Origin of the sequence: Microbacterium sp. ISL-59, assembly GCF_018613945.1 — a bacterium.
In the GTDB taxonomy this organism is placed as follows: domain Bacteria; phylum Actinomycetota; class Actinomycetes; order Actinomycetales; family Microbacteriaceae; genus Microbacterium; species Microbacterium oxydans_B.
Genome location: NZ_JAGGPG010000002.1, coordinates 475444 through 492964 on the forward strand (window position 1 = coordinate 475444; position 17521 = coordinate 492964).

A 17521-nucleotide genomic window follows, 5' to 3' on the forward strand; every position below is an offset into this window, starting at 1 on the left:
TCGGACCAATATACAACTGGAGGCGTCGCCGGTGTTCCCGAATGTGCGCGAGCGGGATGGCGCCGGTTCAGACCAGCAGGTCGCTGCCGTCGTCGAGACGCAGCTCCGCTGCCGACTGGCCGCTGGCGAGGTGTGCCGGCACGATGCGGCGCAGCGCCTCCGTGTCGCGTGCGGCCATCGCCTCGAGGATGATGCGGTGCTCGTCGGCCATGGCGAGCAGATCGTCGTGCTGCCCGAACAGCCACCGCAGCCGCGTGAGGAACACGGCGATGAGCTCCCCGAGCATCTCGTTCCCCGCGAGTTCGACCGCGACCTCGTGGAACTCGGCCGCCGCGATCCGTGCGGCCTCGGAGTCCTCGGCCGTGGCCGCTGCGAGCTCGCGCTCGTAGGCGGCTCTGATCCGGGCGATGCCCGCCTCATCATGGCGTTCGGCGGCGAAGACGAAGATGAGCGTCTCGATGGCCTCGCGGACCTCGGCGAAATCCTGGATGTCGCGGCGGGTGAACTCGCGCACGACCGCCCAGGTGCGGGGGCGTGCGACGACGACCCCTTCGGCTACGAGGGTGCGGATGGCCTCGCGGACCGGGAGGCGGGAGACGCTCAACTCGGCCGCGATGTCGCGCTCCACCAGACGCGAGCCGGGCGCACGTCTGCCCAGCACGATGTCGTCGCGCAGGATGCGCGTGACCCTGACCGATTCGAGTTCGCCGCTTGTCCCCATAGCCCCCGCCATCTGGGCATTCTCGCATCACGGGCCGGGTTACTCAACTTTTGGTATCCCAACACGCCCGGGATGCCTCGGTCCGGGACGAGCGCGCGAGACGCGGAAGGTCTCCGTCGCGCTCGTCCCGCCGGGCTCAGGGGAGGCGGTTGGCGATCGCGATGTTCGCGGTCAGCTCCTGGGCGTTCTGTCGCACGACGTACGCGGGACGATCACGCTCGACCCGCCACGACTCGCTCAGCGGCCCGACGTTGACCGTGTCGAAGCCGGCCTCGTCGTAGAAGCGGGTGACGAACGCGACGGCCTCGGCGTCGTCGCCGGCGGTGGCCAGTGCTCGACGGTCCGGGTCACCGGCCGGCTTGCCGTCGGTCGTGATGTCGGCCGCGAGGATCTGGTTGAACGCCTTCGCGATCTTCGAGTCCGGCAGCGCGCGCTGAACCAGCTCCGACGTCGTCGTCTCGCCCTTGTCCAGGGCCTCGATGTGACCGTCGCGCTCGAAGTAGTAATTGTTCGTGTCGAGCACGATCTTGCCGGCGAGCTGTGCGGCGGGGAGCGCGTCGATCGCCCCGAGAGGAACGGTCACGACCGCGACGTCCGCAGCTGCCGCGGCGTCTTCCGCCGTGGCGGCCTTCGCGCGGGGCCCGAGCTCCTTCACGAGGTCCGCGAGCGTCTCCGGACCGCGGGAGTTGGCGATCACGACGTCGTAGCCGTTCGCCACCGCGACCCGCGCGACCTGGCTGCCGATGTGTCCTGCACCGATGATTCCGAGAGTAGTCATGCTGGGGGCAACGTCGAGCAGAGCGGACTATTCCCTTCGAGTCGGGCTGTGTCGTCCCGTGACCGGCGTCACAGTTCGCGCAGCAGCGTCTGCTCGGTCCGCCGGTAGCCGAGGCTCTCGTACAGCTCGACGGCGGCGGCGTTGAAGCCGAACACGTGCAGCCCTATCGAGTCGGCGCCGAGCCGGCGGGCCTCGCGTTCAGCAGCGTGCATCAGCTCTCGCCCGTACCCCTTGCGGCGCTGATCTGCGGCGACCTCGATGTCGAGCACGAACGCATGCGCATGTCCGTCGCGCTCGCGCATGCCGAGCCAGAGGATGCCGACCTCGACGCCGTCGACCGCGGCCGTGAAGAGCTCCTGCCCCGGGGTGGCGAGGCCGTCCGGCAGCTCCTCGACCAGCTGACGGTGGGACTCCGCGGCGGCTTCCTCGGGCGAGAACCGGCCGGAAGACACGAGGTCCTGAGCGAAACCCGCTTCCGATGCCGTGACGAAGCGGGGGAACCTCTCCGCGGTCATCGGCAGTACCTCCACGTGCGCGGCGACATCGCGTGAGGGCAGCGGCTCGAGCACCATCTGGATCGACGCGACCGTGAAGCCACGACCGTCGACCAGGGCCTGACCCGCCGCCTGCTGCGGGAGCAGCGGCACACTGATCTGCGTGGCGCCCATGTCGCGGGCGACGGTGAGGATCCGCGCAACCAGGGCGTCGTTCTGCGCGCCGGTCAGGTCGGTCTCGACGGCGAGGTCGAGCAGGAACAGCTTCCGACCGCCGAGCACCAGCCACACCGTGCCGAGCTCGCGCTGACGCTCATCGACGATCCGCATGACCCGTGCCGTCGGCGTCGCCGAGCCCTGCGGCAGCAGCTCGTCGAAGTACTCATCGGCGAACGCGACCGCGTCGTCGCCGACACGCCTCCCCGATGCCCGGTTGCCGTCGATGAGGCGCTGCCTGGCCGCGCCCCGCCACTCGTCGAAGCGTTCCGAGGGCAGCGGCTTCAGATGCACGGGCATGCATCCATCCTGCACCTCAGCTGCGGGTGAGTGCGTCTTCCGCGGCGACCCAGGCGAGCATGGCGCACTTGACCCGCGCCACGTACTTCGACACCCCGCCGAGGGCTGCGGCATCGCCGAGCAGTTCTTCGTCGGGCTCGATCTTGCCGCGGGAGCGCATCGCCTCGCGGAACGCCGCGATGCGGATCTCGAGGTCTTCGACGCTGAGTCCTTCGGCGAGCTCCGCCAGCAGGGAGGCGGAGGCCTGGGAGATCGCGCAGCCGTGACCCTCCCACGCGATCGCCTCGACAGCACCGTCGGCGCTGCGGTGCACCTGCAGCGTGATCTCGTCGCCGCAGGTCGGGTTCAGCTGATGCGACTGCGCGGCGATCTCGTCACGCAGGCCGTAGCCGTGCGGGGTGCGCGAGTGGTCCAGGATCAGTTCCTGATACAGGTTCTGCAGGTCGCTCATGCGCCCCTCCGGAAGAAGTCGATCGCTCCGGCAACGCCCTCGATCACGGCATCCACCTCGGCCTCTGTCGTGTACAGGTAGGTGCTCGCCCTGGTGGACGAGGTGACGCCGAGGCGTCGGTGCAGCGGCTGGGCGCAGTGGTGTCCGACGCGCACGGCGATGCCGAGGTCGTCGAGGAACTGCCCGACATCGTGCGAATGGATGCCGGCCACGTCGAAGCTCGCGAGCCCCACGCGCGGCAGGTCGATCCCGGCACCGAGCACGCGGACCCCGTCGATCGCGCTGAGCCCGTCGACGAGCCGACGTCCGAAGGCGGCCTCATGCGCGGCGATGCGCGGCATCCCCACCTCGGTCAGATAGTCCACGGCCGCGGCGAGCGCGATGGCCTGCGATACCCGCTGCGTGCCGGCCTCGAACCGCTGCGGCGGCGGCAGGTACTCGGCTTCGGTCGTGGTGACGGTGGTGATCATCGAGCCGCCGGTGAGGAACGGGGGCATCGCGGCCAAGACCTCGCGGCGACCGTAGAGCACCCCGATGCCGGTGGGACCGAGCATCTTGTGGCCGGACAGCACGGCGAAGTCGACGCCGAGGGCTCGCACGTCGAGCGGCAGGTGCGGTGCCGACTGACAGGCGTCGAGCAGCGTCAGGGCGCCGACCTCGCGGGCGAGAGCGACCAGGCGCTCGACCGGATTGATCACGCCGAGCACGTTGGAGACGTGTGTGAACGCCACGAGCTTCGTCCGCGCGGTGATGAGCTCGGCGGCGGCGTCGAGGCGCAGTGCACCGTCGTCGTCGAGCGGGATCACCTTCAGCGTCGCGCCGGTGCGGGCCGCGAGCTCCTGCCACGGGATGAGGTTCGCGTGGTGCTCCATCTCGGTCGTGACGATCTCGTCGCCCTCACGCAGCCGGAGCCGCTCGGCAGCCGCTCCTCCGCGACCGAGCGACGCGTTCGACAGCGAGTAGGCGACGAGGTTTATCGCCTCGGTCGCGTTCGAGGTCCAGACGACCTCGTCGTCGGCGGCCCCGATGAAACGCGCGAGAGTGCCACGAGCGTCTTCGAACAACTCGGTCGCCTCGGCGGCGAGCGTGTGCGCCCCGCGGTGCACGGCCGAGTTCATGGTGGTCGAGAACTCGCGCTCGGCGTCCAGCACGGCCGACGGACGCTGCGACGTCGCGCCCGAGTCGAGGTACACGAGCGGATGCCCCTGCACCTGCGTGTGCAGGATCGGGAAGTCCTCGCGGATGCGCTGCACCGCGGTCTCGCTCAGAGGGGCGATCACGTCGACACCGGAAGAAACGCTCATCGTTCCAGTTTCCCACCTGTGAGCCCGGGGTGGGCCCGCGGGTCAGCGCCCGTCGAGTGTCTTCGTGTCGGCGACCTCGTCGTAGCGGTCCTGCGCGTCGAGCACATCTTCCACGTGGGACTCCGCCCAGACCTGCAACGCCTGGAGCGGTTCATGCAGGCTTCGCCCGAGCGGAGTGAGCAGGTAGCGCGAATGGCCGTCGTCGCCGACAGCGCGCTCCAGCATCCCGTCGCGTTCGAGGGCACGGAGCGTGTCGACGAGCACCTTCTTCGTGATCCCGTCCATCCGGTGGTGCAGCTCGCCGAAGCGCAGCGGCTGCTCGTGCAGGAGGACGACGATCATCGCGGTCCACTTGTTCGCGATGCGGGCGAGCGATGCCCGAGACGGGCAGCTGGCGGAGAACACCGTCCACGTGCGCGACATGCGCTGCTCCTCCCGGTGACGTTGAAGTAACCGCGCCCTCGGCGAGACGCTGGATGCTCCACAGTACCGACCACTCGAGAAGGAGCATCATGTCGGCGATCGATGTTGTAGGACAGTACGGTGCGGCGCTGGCCGCGGGAGACATGGAGGCGCTGGCGGCCACCTTCCATCCGGATGCCGTGTGGCACCAGCCCGGCGCCAACCAGGCGTCCGGCGACCACATCGGCCCCGACGCGATCCTCGCCCACCTCGGCCGCTTCATGGAACTCAGCGGCGGCACGTTCGTGCTCGAGACCGACTCGGCGACGGAGGCCGGCGACCTCGTCTCCGCCACCGTGCGCTTCCGCGCGCAGCGCGCCGGACACGATGACCTCGACCAGCACGGCGTCGACGTCTTCCGCATCGCGGGCGACCGCATCGCCGAAGTCTGGCTCATCAGCGAGGACCAGGAGGCGGAGGACCGCTTCTGGGGTCAGAGCTGACCGACCGGCGTCGGGCGGTCGCACTCTCGACCGCTCGACGCCCGCGCCCCTAGGCTCGACCCATGATCGCCCCGGACACGCTGCTCGCTTTCGTCGTCGCGGCGTTCGTCATGGTGGTGATCCCCGGTCCGACCGTGCTGTTCACGATCGGCCGGGCCATGGCTCTCGGGCGGATGGGCGGGTTCCTCAGCATTCTCGGCACGGCGATCGGCTCGATCGTGCTGGTCGTCGCGGTCGCGCTCGGTGTCGGCACGATCATCGCCCAGTCGGTCCTGCTGTTCACCATCGTCAAGGTGCTCGGCGCCGGCTACCTGATCTTCCTCGGCATCCAGGCCATCCGGCACCGGAAAGATACGGCACGCGCGATGGTCGCCGCTCCGGCGCGGCGCTCGGGATGGCGGCTGCTCACCGAGGGCTTCGTCGTGGGAGTCACCAATCCGAAGTCCATCGCGTTCTTCCTCGCGATCCTGCCGCAGTTCGTCGATCTGCACGCGGGCTCCGTCCCCGCGCAGCTCTTCCTGCTCGGCGTGATCGTCGTCGTCATCGGCGTGACGTGCGATGCCGTCTGGGTCCTCCTCGCCAGCGCCGCCCGCGATTGGTTCGGCCGCTCGCCTCGCCGCATCGAGGCGATGGGTGCGACCGGCGGCGGGCTCATGATCGCGCTCGGGGCGTTCCTGCTGGTCTGGAGCGAGAAGCCCGCGACCGCGTGAGCGCCCGGCGCGGCCCTGCTCACATGCGGGCGAAGCGGGACCGAGCGATGCAGAAGACCCCGTAGATCGCGAAGCCCGCGCCGACCGCTCCCAGGATGACCCCGCCGAAGGGCAGCTCCAGCAGGCTGTGCAGCGCGGCGTCGAGCCCCGCACCCTTCTCCGGATCCTGCGTCACGGCGGCGACCACGAACAGCACACCGGTCACGCCCACCGCGATGCCCTTGCCGAAGTAGCCGATCACCCCGAGCGTCACGATGCCACCGCGTGCGACTCCCGTCGGCAGATCGAGCAGTTTCTCGAAGCCGCGCGTGAAGCCGCCCACGACGAACCCGATCCCCACGCCCACCACGGACAGTCCGATGACGACGAGCAGGGCGACGCCGCCCGGAGCGGAAAGCACCACGGAGCTGAGGGTCTTCGACGCCGTCTCCGAATCGGCGTTTCCACCCAGCGCGTAGATGAGGGCCATGCCCGCGACCACGAGGTAGGCGAGCGCGATGCCGAAGAGCTTGACGCGCTGCCCCCACTTCTTCGTCTCGGCGGGGTCGGCGGCGAGGAACGCGCTCGCGATCTGCCACACGGCCAGAGCGATCAGCCCCGTGGCGACGAGCACGAGCAGCAATCCGCCGACCGGGTTGTTCCGGATCTGCTCCATCGCGCCGTCCTGGTCGGCGTCTCCCGACGCCCCCGCGGCGATGGTGATGGCGATCGCGCCGATGATGACGTGGATCAGGCCGAGGACGACAAACCCGACACGGGCGATGCGGCGGAAGGCGGTGGACCCCTTGGCGACGCGCGCAGCGTGCTTGACCGTGCTCATCATTGAAGGGTATCGCCGGCAGCGGACGCGGTGGAGGGGCTTGCTTTCCCGGCGCCTCTCGGCATCAGACGCTCGAAGACACGGGCTGCCGGAGGATGGTGCGCAGCTTCGCCGGATCGGTGCGACGCAGGTCGCTCAGGTAGATCTCGTGATGCAGACCGCTCATCGTCAGACCGTGCTCGGGGATGAAGCGGTGATGCAGGTCGTCGAGGACCGGCCCCTCGTCGTCGAACGGACCGACGTGCAGAGTCTGCACGCTCGTCCCCTCGTCGAGGGTCTCGAGCCGCACGGCTCCGAGTGCGGGCACCGGCTCCTTCTTCTTCGCCGCTTTCTGCGCCACGGACTCCACCGCGTCGGCGAACATGGAAGGCGTGATGTGGTCGCCGACCATGATCATGAGCGTCCACTGCCAGGCCGACTTGTCTCGGTGGGTGGTGAACGACTCCATGTCGGATGCGTGCCAGAGTCCCTCGAGGGGCATCACCACCGTGTCGATGCCGAGCTCGTTTCGGCTGGCGAACTTGAGCGTGTAGGCCACAGGGAACAGGGCCGAGACAGCCTCCGAATAGGCCGGAGAGGTGTTCGGGTCTCCGGCGCCGTCGATCATCAGATACTGCATCGGCGGCACCTCGACGATGCGGAACTCACCCCGCTTCGCCCGATACGCGTCGAGGGTCTTCTTGGGGTCGATCGCCGCCATGACGTGCCTCCCTGGTTCCGTGCGCCCAGTGTGACACGAGGTGCAGACACGGGAGTCGGTCTCGCCGGAGTTACCTTCGAGTCTCGAAGGTAACTCCGGCCTTTTTCGTTCTTCGGCCGCAAATCTCCGGTCGTCCGGGAGACTTCTGGGCCATCCAGCCATCTAACGTGGATCATCACAAAACGATCACGTTCGCTTGACTTCGAGTCTCGAACTCAAGAAAGTGATCCGAGGCGGATCCCGAATGGCCGGGACGCTGACCCTCCGGACTTCGGCCGGAGGACGCATTGCACAGCAAAGGAGCTCGGAATGAAGAAGAAGTATGCACTCGCGGCCCTCGGCCTCGCGGGAGTCCTCGCCCTCGCCGGTTGCGGCGGCGGCGGAGCCGGCTCCGCGGGCGGCGACACGAAGGCCTCCGGCGACAAGGGTGACCTGCTGATCGGCGTGTCCATGCCGACGCAGACCTCCGAGCGCTGGATCGCCGACGGCACCGCCGTGCAGGAGGGGCTGGAGAAGGCCGGCTATCAGGTCGAGCTGCAGTACGCCGGCGACGACATCCCGACGCAGGGCCAGCAGATCGACCAGATGATCACCAAGGGCGCAGACCTCCTGGTCATCGCCGCGATCGACGGCACCGCGCTGTCGTCGCAGCTCGACGCCGCTGCGGCAGCGAAGATCCCGGTCATCTCCTACGACCGCCTCATCCGCGACAGCGAGAACGTCGACTTCTACGTGACGTTCGACAACTACAAGGTCGGCGTGCAGCAGGCCACCTCGCTGCTGGTCGGCCTCGGCGTGCTCGACGAGGACGGCAAGGACACCGGAGAGAAGGGCCCGTTCAACATCGAGCTCTTCGCCGGCTCGCTCGACGACAACAACGCGCACTTCTTCTGGCAGGGGGCGATGGACACGCTGCAGCCCTACATCGACGAGGGCGTGCTCTCGGTGCCGTCGGGTCAGACCGACATCGAGCAGGCGGCGATCCTGCGCTGGCAGCAGGAGACCGCGCAGAAGCGCATGGAGGATCTGCTCACCTCGACGTACGGCGGCGGCACCAAGCTCGATGGAGTGCTCTCCCCCTACGACGGGATCTCGCGCGGCATCATCACGGCACTCCAGGGCACCGGCGGTTTCGGCGCGACCATCGCCGACGGTCTCCCGATCGTCACCGGACAGGATGCCGAGATCGGCTCCATCAGCCTGATCGATCAGGGCGTGCAGTTCGCGTCGATCTTCAAGGACACGCGCAAGCTCGCCGAGCAGTCGGTCGTCGTCGCGGAGGACATGCTCGAGGGCGAGGAGCCCGAGGCGAACGACACGGAGACCTACGACAACGGCGTGAAGGTCGTGCCGTCGTACCTCCTGCAGTCGGACATCGTCTACAAGGACAACATCACCCCGCTGCTGGTCGACTCGGGTTACTGGACCCAGGCCGAAGTCGACTCCGGCGTCGCCGAGTAATCATCGCTCCGGGGCGTGACGTCGACACGACGTCACGCCCCTCTCGACGGAAAGGAGCCGGTTCATGACGACACCGGTACTGCAGATGCGGGAGATCGAGAAGAGCTTTCCCGGCGTCAAGGCGCTCCAGGGCGTCGACCTCGATGTCCGCCGCGGCGAGATCCACGCGATCTGCGGCGAGAACGGCGCGGGGAAGTCCACTCTCATGAAGGTGCTGTCGGGTGTCTACCCGCACGGTGCCTACGAGGGCGAGATCGTCTACGAGGGCGAGGAGGCGAAGTTCGGATCCATCAGCGACTCCGAGCACGTCGGCATCGTGATCATCCATCAGGAGCTCGCGCTGATCCCCTACCTCAGCGTCGCGGAGAACATCTTCCTCGGCAACGAGCGTCGGGGGGCGGGCGGGCTCATCGACTGGGACCGAGCGAACTCCGAGGCCTCGCAGCTGCTCGCCCAGGTCGGTCTCGACGAGAACCCCGCCACGCCGGTCGGCCAGCTCGGCGTGGGCAAGCAGCAGCTCGTCGAGATCGCGAAGGCACTGTCGAAGAACGTGCGCCTGCTCATCCTCGACGAGCCGACCGCCGCGCTCAACGACACCGACTCGGCGCACCTGCTCGACCTGCTCCGGCGCCTGCGCGACGGCGGGATGACGTCGATCATCATCTCGCACAAGCTCAACGAGATCGACGCGATCGCCGACCGCACGACGATCCTCCGCGACGGCCGGTCCATCGAAACGCTCGACATGAGCGATCCGGCCTCGACGCAGGACCGGATCATCCGCGGCATGGTCGGGCGCGACCTCGCCCACCGCTTCCCGGAGCGGGTGCCGGAACTCGGCGAGGAGGTGCTGCGGATCGAGAACTGGACCGTGCATCACCCGACCCAGCCGGGACGGATCATGGTCGACGACGCCTCCCTCACCGTGCGCGCGGGAGAGGTCGTCGGCATCGCCGGGCTGATGGGCGCCGGACGCACGGAACTCGCCATGAGCGTCTTCGGCCGCACCTACGGGCGGAACGCGAAGGGACGAGTCCTCGTCCGCGGCAAAGAGGTCGACACGTCGACCACGAGCGCCGCCATCCGCGCCGGGATCGCCTACGCGACCGAGGATCGCAAGAAGTTCGGGCTGAACCTCATCGACGACATCCGCCACAACATCACCCTCGCGTCACTGCGGATGATCAGCCCCGGCGGCTGGATCGACGCGAACCGGGAACTCCGGATCGCGGAGCAGTACCGCGCCGAGATGAACATCAAGACGCCCAGTGTGCTCCAGCTCGTGGGCAACCTCTCCGGCGGCAACCAGCAGAAGGTCGTGCTCAGCAAGTGGATCCAGACGGAGCCCGACGTGCTGATCCTCGATGAGCCCACGCGCGGCATCGACATCGGTGCCAAGTACGAGATCTACACGATCATCAACCGCCTGGTCGCGGCGGGGAAGGGCGTGCTCGTCATCTCGTCCGAGCTGCCCGAGCTGCTGGGCATCTGCGACCGCATCTACACCCTGGCCTTCGGCAGGATCACCGGCGAGCTGCCGGCAGCCGAGGCCACCCAGGAGAACCTCATGCAACTCATGACTGTCGAAAGGACGGCCGAACGATGACCGGCGTCACCAACCTGTTGAGCCTCGCCACGCGCAACCTGCGCCAGAGCGGCATCCTCGTCGCCTTCATCGCGATCGTGGCCTTCTTCGCCATCCTGAACCCGACGTTCCTCTCCCCGGGGAACCTCACGAACATCGTTTTGCAGTACTCCTACATCCTGATCCTCGCGATCGGCATGGTGATCGTCATCATCGCCGGTCACATCGACCTCTCGGTCGGCTCGGTCGTCGCCCTCACGGGTGCCACCGCCGCGGTCCTCGTGATCCGGATGCAGCTGCCCTGGTGGGTCGGCGTCATCGCCGCGCTGGTGGTCGGCCTCCTGGTCGGGGCATGGCAGGGCTTCTGGGTGGCGTTCGTCGGCATCCCGGCGTTCATCGTGACGCTCGCCGGCATGCTGCTCTTCCGCGGCCTGACCTTCATCGTGCTGGGCAACGTCTCGCTGTCGCCCTTCGGCGGCACCTATTACTCGATAGCCAACGGATTCTTCAACGGACTCTTCGGCGGCTACGGGGTCGATGTGTTCACCCTCGTGATCTTCGCCATCGGCGTGGGCGGCTATGCGGTGTGGCAGGTGCGCAGCCGACGCTCGAAGGTCGCGCACCAGCAGTCGGTCGAGGCGCTGGGCTGGTTCATCCTGAAGATCGCCCTGATCGCCGCCGTCGTGATGTGGTTCGGCTACCAGCTGTCCACCAGCCGCGGTCTCCCCTTCGTGCTGATCCTCCTCGCCGTGCTGATCATTGCCTACTCGGTCATCACGCAGAAGAGCGTGTTCGGGCGTCACGTCTACGCGATCGGCGGCAACCTGCACGCCGCCCTGCTGAGCGGCGTGAACGTGCGCCGGGTCAACTTCTGGATCTTCGTGAACATGGGACTGCTCGCCGGTGTCGCCGGAGTCGTCTTCTCCTCACGCACGAACGGCGCACAGCCGGGAGCCGGGAACATGTTCGAGCTCGACGCGATCGCTGCCTGCTTCATCGGCGGCGCCGCCGTCACCGGTGGCGTGGGGCGCGTCGGCGGAGCGATCGTCGGCGGTCTGATCATGGCGGTGATGAGCAACGGCATGCAGCTCATGGGACTCGACCAGGCGACGCAGCAGGTCGTGAAGGGCCTGGTGCTCCTGATCGCCGTCGCGTTCGACGTCTGGAACAAGCGTCGGGCGGGTGCCGCACGCTGACCCCGGCCGTGCCGATCCCACGCGATATGCTCCCGCTATGAGCAGATGGTCGAGCGGTTCCCAATCGGGATTGCGCGAGGCCAACACGGCCAAGATCGTCGACGCGGTCAAGCGCTTCGGCGGGCTCACCCAGGTCGAGCTCGCCGAAGCGACCACCCTGTCGACGGCGACGGTGTCGGCGATCGTGAAGGAGCTCTCGCTCTCGGGCCTGGTGGAGACCCACCCCACCTCGCGGAGTGGCCGTCGCGCACAGCTCGTCACCATCGCCCGGCGTGCCGGGCTGGTGGCCGCCGTGCACATCGGAAGCCGCAGCATGCGGGTGCGTCTCAACGACGTCGGGCAGTCGGTGCTCGCCGACCGGTCGATGCCGCTGCCCGCCGACCACGCCGAGGACACGGTGCTCGATCGCATCACGCTCCTCATCATCGAGATGCTCGACATGATCGCGGCGCAGGCCGATGAGCTGATCGGCCTCTGCATCGCGATTCCGGCGCCCATCGACCCCGACACCGGTCTGGTCGCCTATCCCGGCGTCATGCGGCGGTGGGAATCGCAGCCCATCGCCGCGGTCGTCGAGCAGCGCCTCGGATGCCCGGTGCTGGTGGAGAAGGACGCCAACCTCGCCGCGCTCGCCGAGGCGACGCTCGGCACGGCTCGGGACGTCTCGGACAGTCTGTTCGTCAACGCCTCGTACACGACGAGCGCCGGCGTGATCATCGATTCGAAGCTCTACCGCGGACGCGGCGGCACGGCGGGTGAGATCGGGCACGTGCAGGTCGATCCCACCGGGTCCATCTGCCCCTGTGGTCAGCGCGGCTGCCTCGAGACCGTCGTCGGAGCTGAGGCGGTCACGGCACCGCTGCGGGCCGCCTACGGCCAGGTCACCTTCAAGGACGTCATCGCCCGCGCCGCCGCCGGCGACCCCGGCTGCGCTCGGGTCGTGTCCGACGCGGGTACGACGCTCGGCCGCGTGGTCGCGGGTGTCTGTCAGACGCTCGACCCCGAGATCATCACGATCGGCGGCGAGCTCACCGACGCCGGCCCGGTCTTCCTGCTGCCGTTCGCCGCCGCCCTGCGCGAGCACGCGCCGCAGCGCCGCGCTCCTCGCCGCGAGCCGATCCCCGCGTCGTTCGGCAAGGACACGGTGCTCGTCGGCGCGACCATCCACATCCTCCAGTCGACCGATCCCTCCCAGCTTCTCGAGGGCCGCCCATGACTCTCTCGGCGTCGCAGGCGGAGCCGCTGCTCACCCTGCGCGGCATCACGAAGCGCTTCGGCGCCGTCGAAGCACTCACCGACGTCGACCTCACGGTGAACGCCCGTGAAGTGGTCGGCCTCGTGGGCGACAACGCCGCGGGCAAGTCGACGCTGGCCAAGGTCATCGCGGGTGCTCTCACCCCGACCTCCGGCGAGATCCGCATCAACGGCGAGCGCGTCGACATCTCCTCCCCCGCCGAGGCCAACCGACTCGGCATCGCGACGGTCTTCCAGGACCTCGCCGTCTGCGAGAACCTCGACGTCACGGCGAACGTCTTCCTCGGACGCGAGCTGCGCACCTCCAAGGGCATGCTGCGCGAGGGCGAGATGGAGAATGCGACCCGGCAGGCGCTGACCGATCTGGCGGCCAACATCCCGTCGACCCGCACGCCGCTCAACTCCCTGTCCGGCGGCCAGCGACAGGCCGTGGCGATCGCGCGCACCCTCATCAGCCAGCCCCGGCTGGTCGTGCTCGATGAGCCGACCGCCTCGCTCAGCGTCGCGCAGACCGCCGACGTGCTCACCCACATCGAGCAGTTGCGCGAGCTCGGTCTGGGCGTCGTGTTCATCAGTCACAACATCGCCGACGTGCAGGCGGTGTCCGACCGCGTCGAGGTGCTGCGGCACGGCCGCAACAACGGCAGCTTCTCGAGCCAGGATGCCGCATACTCCGACCTCATCGCCGCGATCATCGGCACCTATCGCCCGCCGAGGAAGGGCGATGCCCCGCGCTGATCGACGTCAACGCGGGGCACCCGGGTTCAGCCCTGTTCGACCGGCAGCCAGAGCTCGCACGACGCGAAGTCGCCGGTGAATTCGAGGTAGCGCACGATCGAGGGGCCGGGCCGCAGCCGCCACGGGTTCGAGGGGAACCACTCGGTCGCCGTGGCCGCCCACAGGTTCTGCAGCGTCGCCGGGAACGGACCCCGCGCGGCGAAGACCGCCCAGGACCCTTCGTCGAGGCGCAGGGAATCGAGACCCTCGGGCACCGCGGTGGTGTCCTGCAGTGCGACGCCGTGCAGATACGTGAGCAGCGTGCCCTCCGGCGCATCCGGCTCGACGTCGGCGGTGATCGCGAGGATCCCGGCCGGTTCGGCGTCGGCGAGTGCCTTGAGGCGCGCGTGCTCCTCAGGCGGGATCGCGGCGAGGTGCGCCTGGATGTGCGGGTTGACGCCCTCGTGGATCAGCGGGACCTCGGCGGCGTGACCGGCGAGGACGAACGCGGGACGGTGGGTGATGGTGACGTCCATCGGGGTGCTCCCTTCGACGCTCAGGCGGAACCGGAGCGTGGGTTGTGTACGGAGAGGACCCCCATCTCGGCGCGCGTCGGCCGGGCTGATGCCGTGCACCGCTCGGAAGGCACGGCCGAAAGCCTCGACCGAGCCGTATCCGTGGCGCACGGCCACATCGAGCAGACTCGAGGCGCCGGCGGCGAGTTCCGCGCCGGCGAGCGTCATGCGACGGCGCCGCACATACTCCGAGAGCGGCATGCCGGCCAGCGCCGAGAACATCCGACGCAGGTGGTATTCGGTCGTGCCGTGCTCGCGTGCGAACCCCGCGACGTCGATCTCGTCGGAGCGAGTGGCTTCGACGCGGTCGACCAGGGCGTTGAGCGTTCCGATCATGAGGTCCTCCTTTCCCCACCATCGTCGCCGCGCCCGAGCCATCGGAACCCGACTTCTCCGGTCGGATGCGATCGGCTCGTTCCGGTGCAGCAGCCCGAGGATATCGGAGGGACGTGACACCGTCGGTGCCGACCGCGGAGTGCGACTATCGAGTGACGGCCGCGCGCGCGTCGTGGGCGCGGCTCCAGTTCACCAGCGGGTGCAGCAGCGAGATCAGGCGATGCCCCGACTCGGTCAGCACGTAGCTGATGGTCACGGGAGTGGTCGGCTGCACGTCGCGGACGACCAGCCCCTCGCGCTCGAGCTCCTTGAGCCTCGCGGAGAGCAGCCGGTCGGAGATGCCGTCGATGAGGGCGTGATACTCCGAGAAGCGTCGGGCGCCACGCGCCCCGGCGAGCAGGATCGCCGCGTTCCACTTGCGCCCCGCGAGCTCCGCCGACGCCTGGAAGCGACGGCATTCCTCCTCGTCGATGTGCACGATCTCTTCCACAGCGCTGCCCCTAACTATTAGTAAGCAGCTTACCGTACACTCGCGGGACGGGGGCGACTCTTCGAAGCTTGATCCAGACGCACGAGCGTCGGGAGATCGGAAGGCGGAGGACGCGCGGTGAACAGGATCGGCATACTCGGAGCAGGACGGGTGGGAACGGCGATCGCCCGCTCCGCGATCGCGGCGGGGTACGACGTCGCTATCGCGGCCTCCGGCCCCGCATCCGACATCGAGCTCCTGGTCGAAGTGGTGGCGCCCGGCGCGCGGGCCGCCTCGGCGGAAGACGCCGCCGCCCACGGCGAGATCGTCATCGTGGCCGTGCCGCTGCACCGGTTCCGGTCCATCCCCTCGGCGCTGCTCGACGGCAAGGTCGTCGTCGACACGATGAACCACTGGGAGCCGACAGACGGGCGCCTCGACGACTTCGATGCCGCGCCGTACGGGACCAGCGTGATCGTGCAGGAGCATTTCGCGGGCGCGCGGGTCGTGAAGACGCTGAACCACATCGGGTACCACTTCCTCGAGGTCGACGGTCGTTCGGGCGGACACCCGGATCGTCGAGCCCTCGGCATCGCCGGCGACGACGACACGGCGGTGCGTGCGGTCGCCGAGTTGATCGATCGCATCGGCTTCGACCCCGTCGTCACCGGCCCCCTGCGCACCGGTGCAGCGCTCCAGCCGGGCACCGCGATCTTCGGCGGACACCACGACGCGGCCGGCCTCGCCGGCGAGGCCGCACGACACCTCGGCACCTCATCCCTCACCGGCGCCACCCGCGCCTGACCACCCCCCTCAGACAGGAGTTCCCATGCAGATCGGCGCCTACAGTTTCGGCGACACCCCCCTGAACGACGACGGCAGCCCGCGCACGACCGCGGAGGCCATCCGCAACCTGCACGAGGCGATCGTGCACGCCGACCGGGTCGGCCTCGACTACTTCGCCGTCGGCGAGCACCACACCGTCAGCATGCCGGCGTCCTCCCCCGGCACGGTCATCGCGGCCGCAGCAGCCGCGACGAAGCGGATCGTCCTCGGCAGCGGCGCGAGCATCATCGGCACCGACGACCCGGTGCGCGTGTTCCAGCAGTTCGCGATCGCGGATGCCGTCTCCGGCGGCGGTCGGGTGGAGATCACCGCAGGGCGCGGGTCCTCGGTCGAGACCTTCCCGCTGTTCGGCTACGACCTGCGGGAGTACGACGACCTCTACGCCCAGAAGCTCGATCTGCTGATGACGATCAACGACAGCGCGAGCGAGGAGGTCACCTGGTCCGGCACCGTGCGCCCGGCGCTCGACGCGCTGGCCGTGGTGCCGCGGCCGGTCCGCGGCCGACTGCCCCTATGGCTCGCGACCGGCGGCAACGCCGCCTCCTCCGTGCGCGCCGGACGCCTGGGCCTACCGATCGCATACGGGATCATCGGCGGCGAACCCCACCGGTTCGCTCCCCTCGCCGACCTCTACCGCCGCTCGGCCGCACAGGCCGGGCATACGGGCGACGAGATCAAGGTGTCGGTCGGCGCCCTCGGCCTGATCGCCCCCACCAAACAGGAGGCGATGGAGCGGTTCTACCCCGGCTGGCACAACCTGAACGTCGAGATGGGGCGACTGCGCGGCTGGGCACCACCCGAGCGGAGAGCCTTCGAGGCCCAGGCGCAGCCGGGTGGCGCGTACTACGTCGGCGATCCGGACGAGATCGCACAGCGCATCGTGCACCTGCAGCAGCACATGGGACACATGCGGCACTTCCTCCAGATGGACATCGGCGGCCTCCCCCAGGAGCACTTCCTCGAATCGCTCACCCTGCTCGCCACCGAGGTCGCGCCGCGCGTCGAGCGACTGCTCGCAGGAAAGATCGCCGACATCGCCTGAGCCCCGGCTCCCTCCCGAGCTCCGTTCACACGCGGCACTCAGAGTTTGTGAACCGCGGTCACATATCGTCGAGTGGTCGGGGGATCTCTGGGGAGAGCGATTAGGCATGAACGTGAACGACCTGCTCATCGGCGTACGCGGCGAGCTTCCGGCGCTCCCGAACGAGGAGAATCCGTTCCTGAGCACGGATGCTCTCGTCGGCGCGCAGATCACCCGCATCCTCGTCGATGTGCTCGGCGGAACCGTCGGTGTGCTCCTGGAGCTGGGACAGTCGACACGTCTGCGCGGCACCACCGCGCTGCTGCGGGTGACCGGCGTGGTGCAGCAGAACTGGCGCAGCACGCCGACGGCGAACGAGTTCACCGCCTGGTCGATCTCCGGGCTGACCGTGCAGCAGCGCGAGAACGAGTTCCACGTCGTGATCGACTGCTTCCCGGTCGGGGCCCTGCTGGTGGTGGGCGCGGCGGCCGACTTCACCCTTCTCCACACAGCGGCGCCCGCTGTCGCACCGCCCGATGACCATTTCGACCCGCGCGCGCTGATCCGCTTCGGCATCGCGGACGAGTCGACGGAGGTCGACCCCATCGGCAGCGCACGCTCGGCGGGCAGCTGCTGCTGCTGAAGAAGCGGATCGATACGCA

The 17521-nt window shown here is 68.7% G+C and carries 20 protein-coding genes; 10 read left to right on the forward strand and 10 right to left on the reverse strand.

Annotated features, from left to right (window positions below):
• Positions 1-67: 67 nt before the first annotated feature.
• The 6 genes from J7E45_RS06460 to J7E45_RS06485 all read right to left on the reverse strand — a co-directional run bounded on the left by J7E45_RS06460 (position 68) and on the right by J7E45_RS06485 (position 4687).
• A complete protein-coding gene (locus tag J7E45_RS06460; RefSeq protein ID WP_251053490.1) occupies positions 68-721 on the reverse strand; it encodes a GntR family transcriptional regulator in 654 nt (217 codons plus the stop codon).
• 136 nt (positions 722-857) lie between these two features.
• Complete coding sequence (locus tag J7E45_RS06465; RefSeq protein WP_215067970.1) at positions 858-1499, reverse strand: NADPH-dependent F420 reductase; 642 nt, start codon at positions 1497-1499, stop codon at positions 858-860.
• Between the two features lie 68 nt (positions 1500-1567).
• Entirely contained in the window at positions 1568-2509 is a 942-nt protein-coding gene (locus tag J7E45_RS06470) for a GNAT family N-acetyltransferase (RefSeq protein ID WP_215067972.1), read from the reverse strand.
• Between the two features lie 16 nt (positions 2510-2525).
• Positions 2526-2960, reverse strand: a complete 435-nt coding sequence (gene sufU, locus J7E45_RS06475) for a Fe-S cluster assembly sulfur transfer protein SufU (protein WP_215067974.1) — start codon at positions 2958-2960, stop codon at positions 2526-2528.
• Positions 2957-4264 carry an aminotransferase class V-fold PLP-dependent enzyme gene (locus J7E45_RS06480; RefSeq protein WP_215067976.1) on the reverse strand — a complete coding sequence of 436 codons (1308 nt, stop codon included), beginning with the start codon at positions 4262-4264 and terminating at the stop codon, positions 2957-2959. The genes sufU and J7E45_RS06480 overlap by 4 nt, the downstream gene beginning before the upstream one ends.
• A gap of 42 nt (positions 4265-4306) precedes the next feature.
• Positions 4307-4687, reverse strand: coding sequence for a helix-turn-helix domain-containing protein (locus J7E45_RS06485; protein WP_215067978.1), 381 nt, complete (start codon positions 4685-4687; stop codon positions 4307-4309).
• A gap of 89 nt (positions 4688-4776) precedes the next feature.
• Here J7E45_RS06485 and J7E45_RS06490 point away from each other — a divergent pair, with 89 nt between their 5' ends.
• Complete coding sequence (locus tag J7E45_RS06490) at positions 4777-5169, forward strand: nuclear transport factor 2 family protein (RefSeq protein WP_215067980.1); 393 nt, start codon at positions 4777-4779, stop codon at positions 5167-5169.
• 62 nt (positions 5170-5231) lie between these two features.
• Positions 5232-5879, forward strand: a complete 648-nt coding sequence (locus J7E45_RS06495; RefSeq protein WP_215067981.1) for a LysE family translocator — start codon at positions 5232-5234, stop codon at positions 5877-5879.
• 19 nt (positions 5880-5898) lie between these two features.
• Here the strand turns inward: J7E45_RS06495 and J7E45_RS06500 are convergent, their stop codons facing one another.
• Both J7E45_RS06500 and J7E45_RS06505 read right to left on the reverse strand, forming a co-directional pair.
• Complete coding sequence (locus tag J7E45_RS06500; RefSeq protein WP_215067982.1) at positions 5899-6699, reverse strand: DUF1206 domain-containing protein; 801 nt, start codon at positions 6697-6699, stop codon at positions 5899-5901.
• Between the two features lie 64 nt (positions 6700-6763).
• On the reverse strand, positions 6764-7399 hold the full coding sequence (locus J7E45_RS06505) for a GyrI-like domain-containing protein (protein ID WP_215067983.1): 636 nt from the start codon (positions 7397-7399) through the stop codon (positions 6764-6766).
• Between the two features lie 309 nt (positions 7400-7708).
• On the opposite strand from J7E45_RS06505, the gene chvE reads away from it, so the two are divergent.
• From chvE to J7E45_RS06530, 5 genes are all read left to right on the forward strand, one after another.
• Positions 7709-8860 carry a multiple monosaccharide ABC transporter substrate-binding protein gene (chvE, locus tag J7E45_RS06510; RefSeq protein ID WP_091035641.1) on the forward strand — a complete coding sequence of 384 codons (1152 nt, stop codon included), beginning with the start codon at positions 7709-7711 and terminating at the stop codon, positions 8858-8860.
• A gap of 64 nt (positions 8861-8924) precedes the next feature.
• Positions 8925-10466 (forward strand): multiple monosaccharide ABC transporter ATP-binding protein, encoded by a 1542-nt coding sequence (mmsA, locus tag J7E45_RS06515; RefSeq protein WP_029263766.1) that lies wholly within the window; start codon positions 8925-8927, stop codon positions 10464-10466.
• Positions 10463-11641 (forward strand): multiple monosaccharide ABC transporter permease, encoded by a 1179-nt coding sequence (mmsB, locus tag J7E45_RS06520; RefSeq protein ID WP_029263765.1) that lies wholly within the window; start codon positions 10463-10465, stop codon positions 11639-11641. Before mmsA ends, mmsB begins: the two co-directional genes overlap by 4 nt.
• A 37-nt stretch (positions 11642-11678) precedes the next feature.
• The gene (locus J7E45_RS06525) at positions 11679-12857 is read left to right on the forward strand and encodes an ROK family transcriptional regulator (RefSeq protein WP_167634101.1); all 1179 of its coding nucleotides are present in this window, start codon (positions 11679-11681) and stop codon (positions 12855-12857) included.
• The gene (locus J7E45_RS06530; protein ID WP_215067984.1) at positions 12854-13633 is read left to right on the forward strand and encodes an ATP-binding cassette domain-containing protein; all 780 of its coding nucleotides are present in this window, start codon (positions 12854-12856) and stop codon (positions 13631-13633) included. The genes J7E45_RS06525 and J7E45_RS06530 overlap by 4 nt, the downstream gene beginning before the upstream one ends.
• Before the next feature lie 26 nt (positions 13634-13659).
• On the opposite strand, the gene J7E45_RS06535 is transcribed toward J7E45_RS06530, so the two are convergent.
• Both J7E45_RS06535 and J7E45_RS06540 read right to left on the reverse strand, forming a co-directional pair.
• A complete protein-coding gene (locus J7E45_RS06535) occupies positions 13660-14523 on the reverse strand; it encodes a GyrI-like domain-containing protein (protein WP_215067985.1) in 864 nt (287 codons plus the stop codon).
• Between the two features lie 145 nt (positions 14524-14668).
• Positions 14669-15013: a helix-turn-helix domain-containing protein gene (locus tag J7E45_RS06540; protein WP_308162068.1), complete on the reverse strand. Its 345-nt coding sequence runs from the start codon at positions 15011-15013 to the stop codon at positions 14669-14671.
• 117 nt (positions 15014-15130) lie between these two features.
• On the opposite strand from J7E45_RS06540, the gene J7E45_RS06545 reads away from it, so the two are divergent.
• The 3 genes from J7E45_RS06545 to J7E45_RS06555 all read left to right on the forward strand — a co-directional run bounded on the left by J7E45_RS06545 (position 15131) and on the right by J7E45_RS06555 (position 17502).
• Entirely contained in the window at positions 15131-15796 is a 666-nt protein-coding gene (locus J7E45_RS06545) for an NADPH-dependent F420 reductase (protein ID WP_215067987.1), read from the forward strand.
• 25 nt (positions 15797-15821) lie between these two features.
• Complete coding sequence (locus J7E45_RS06550; protein WP_215067989.1) at positions 15822-16880, forward strand: LLM class flavin-dependent oxidoreductase; 1059 nt, start codon at positions 15822-15824, stop codon at positions 16878-16880.
• A gap of 106 nt (positions 16881-16986) precedes the next feature.
• Positions 16987-17502, forward strand: coding sequence for a hypothetical protein (locus J7E45_RS06555; protein WP_215067991.1), 516 nt, complete (start codon positions 16987-16989; stop codon positions 17500-17502).
• Positions 17503-17521: the final 19 nt, after the last annotated feature.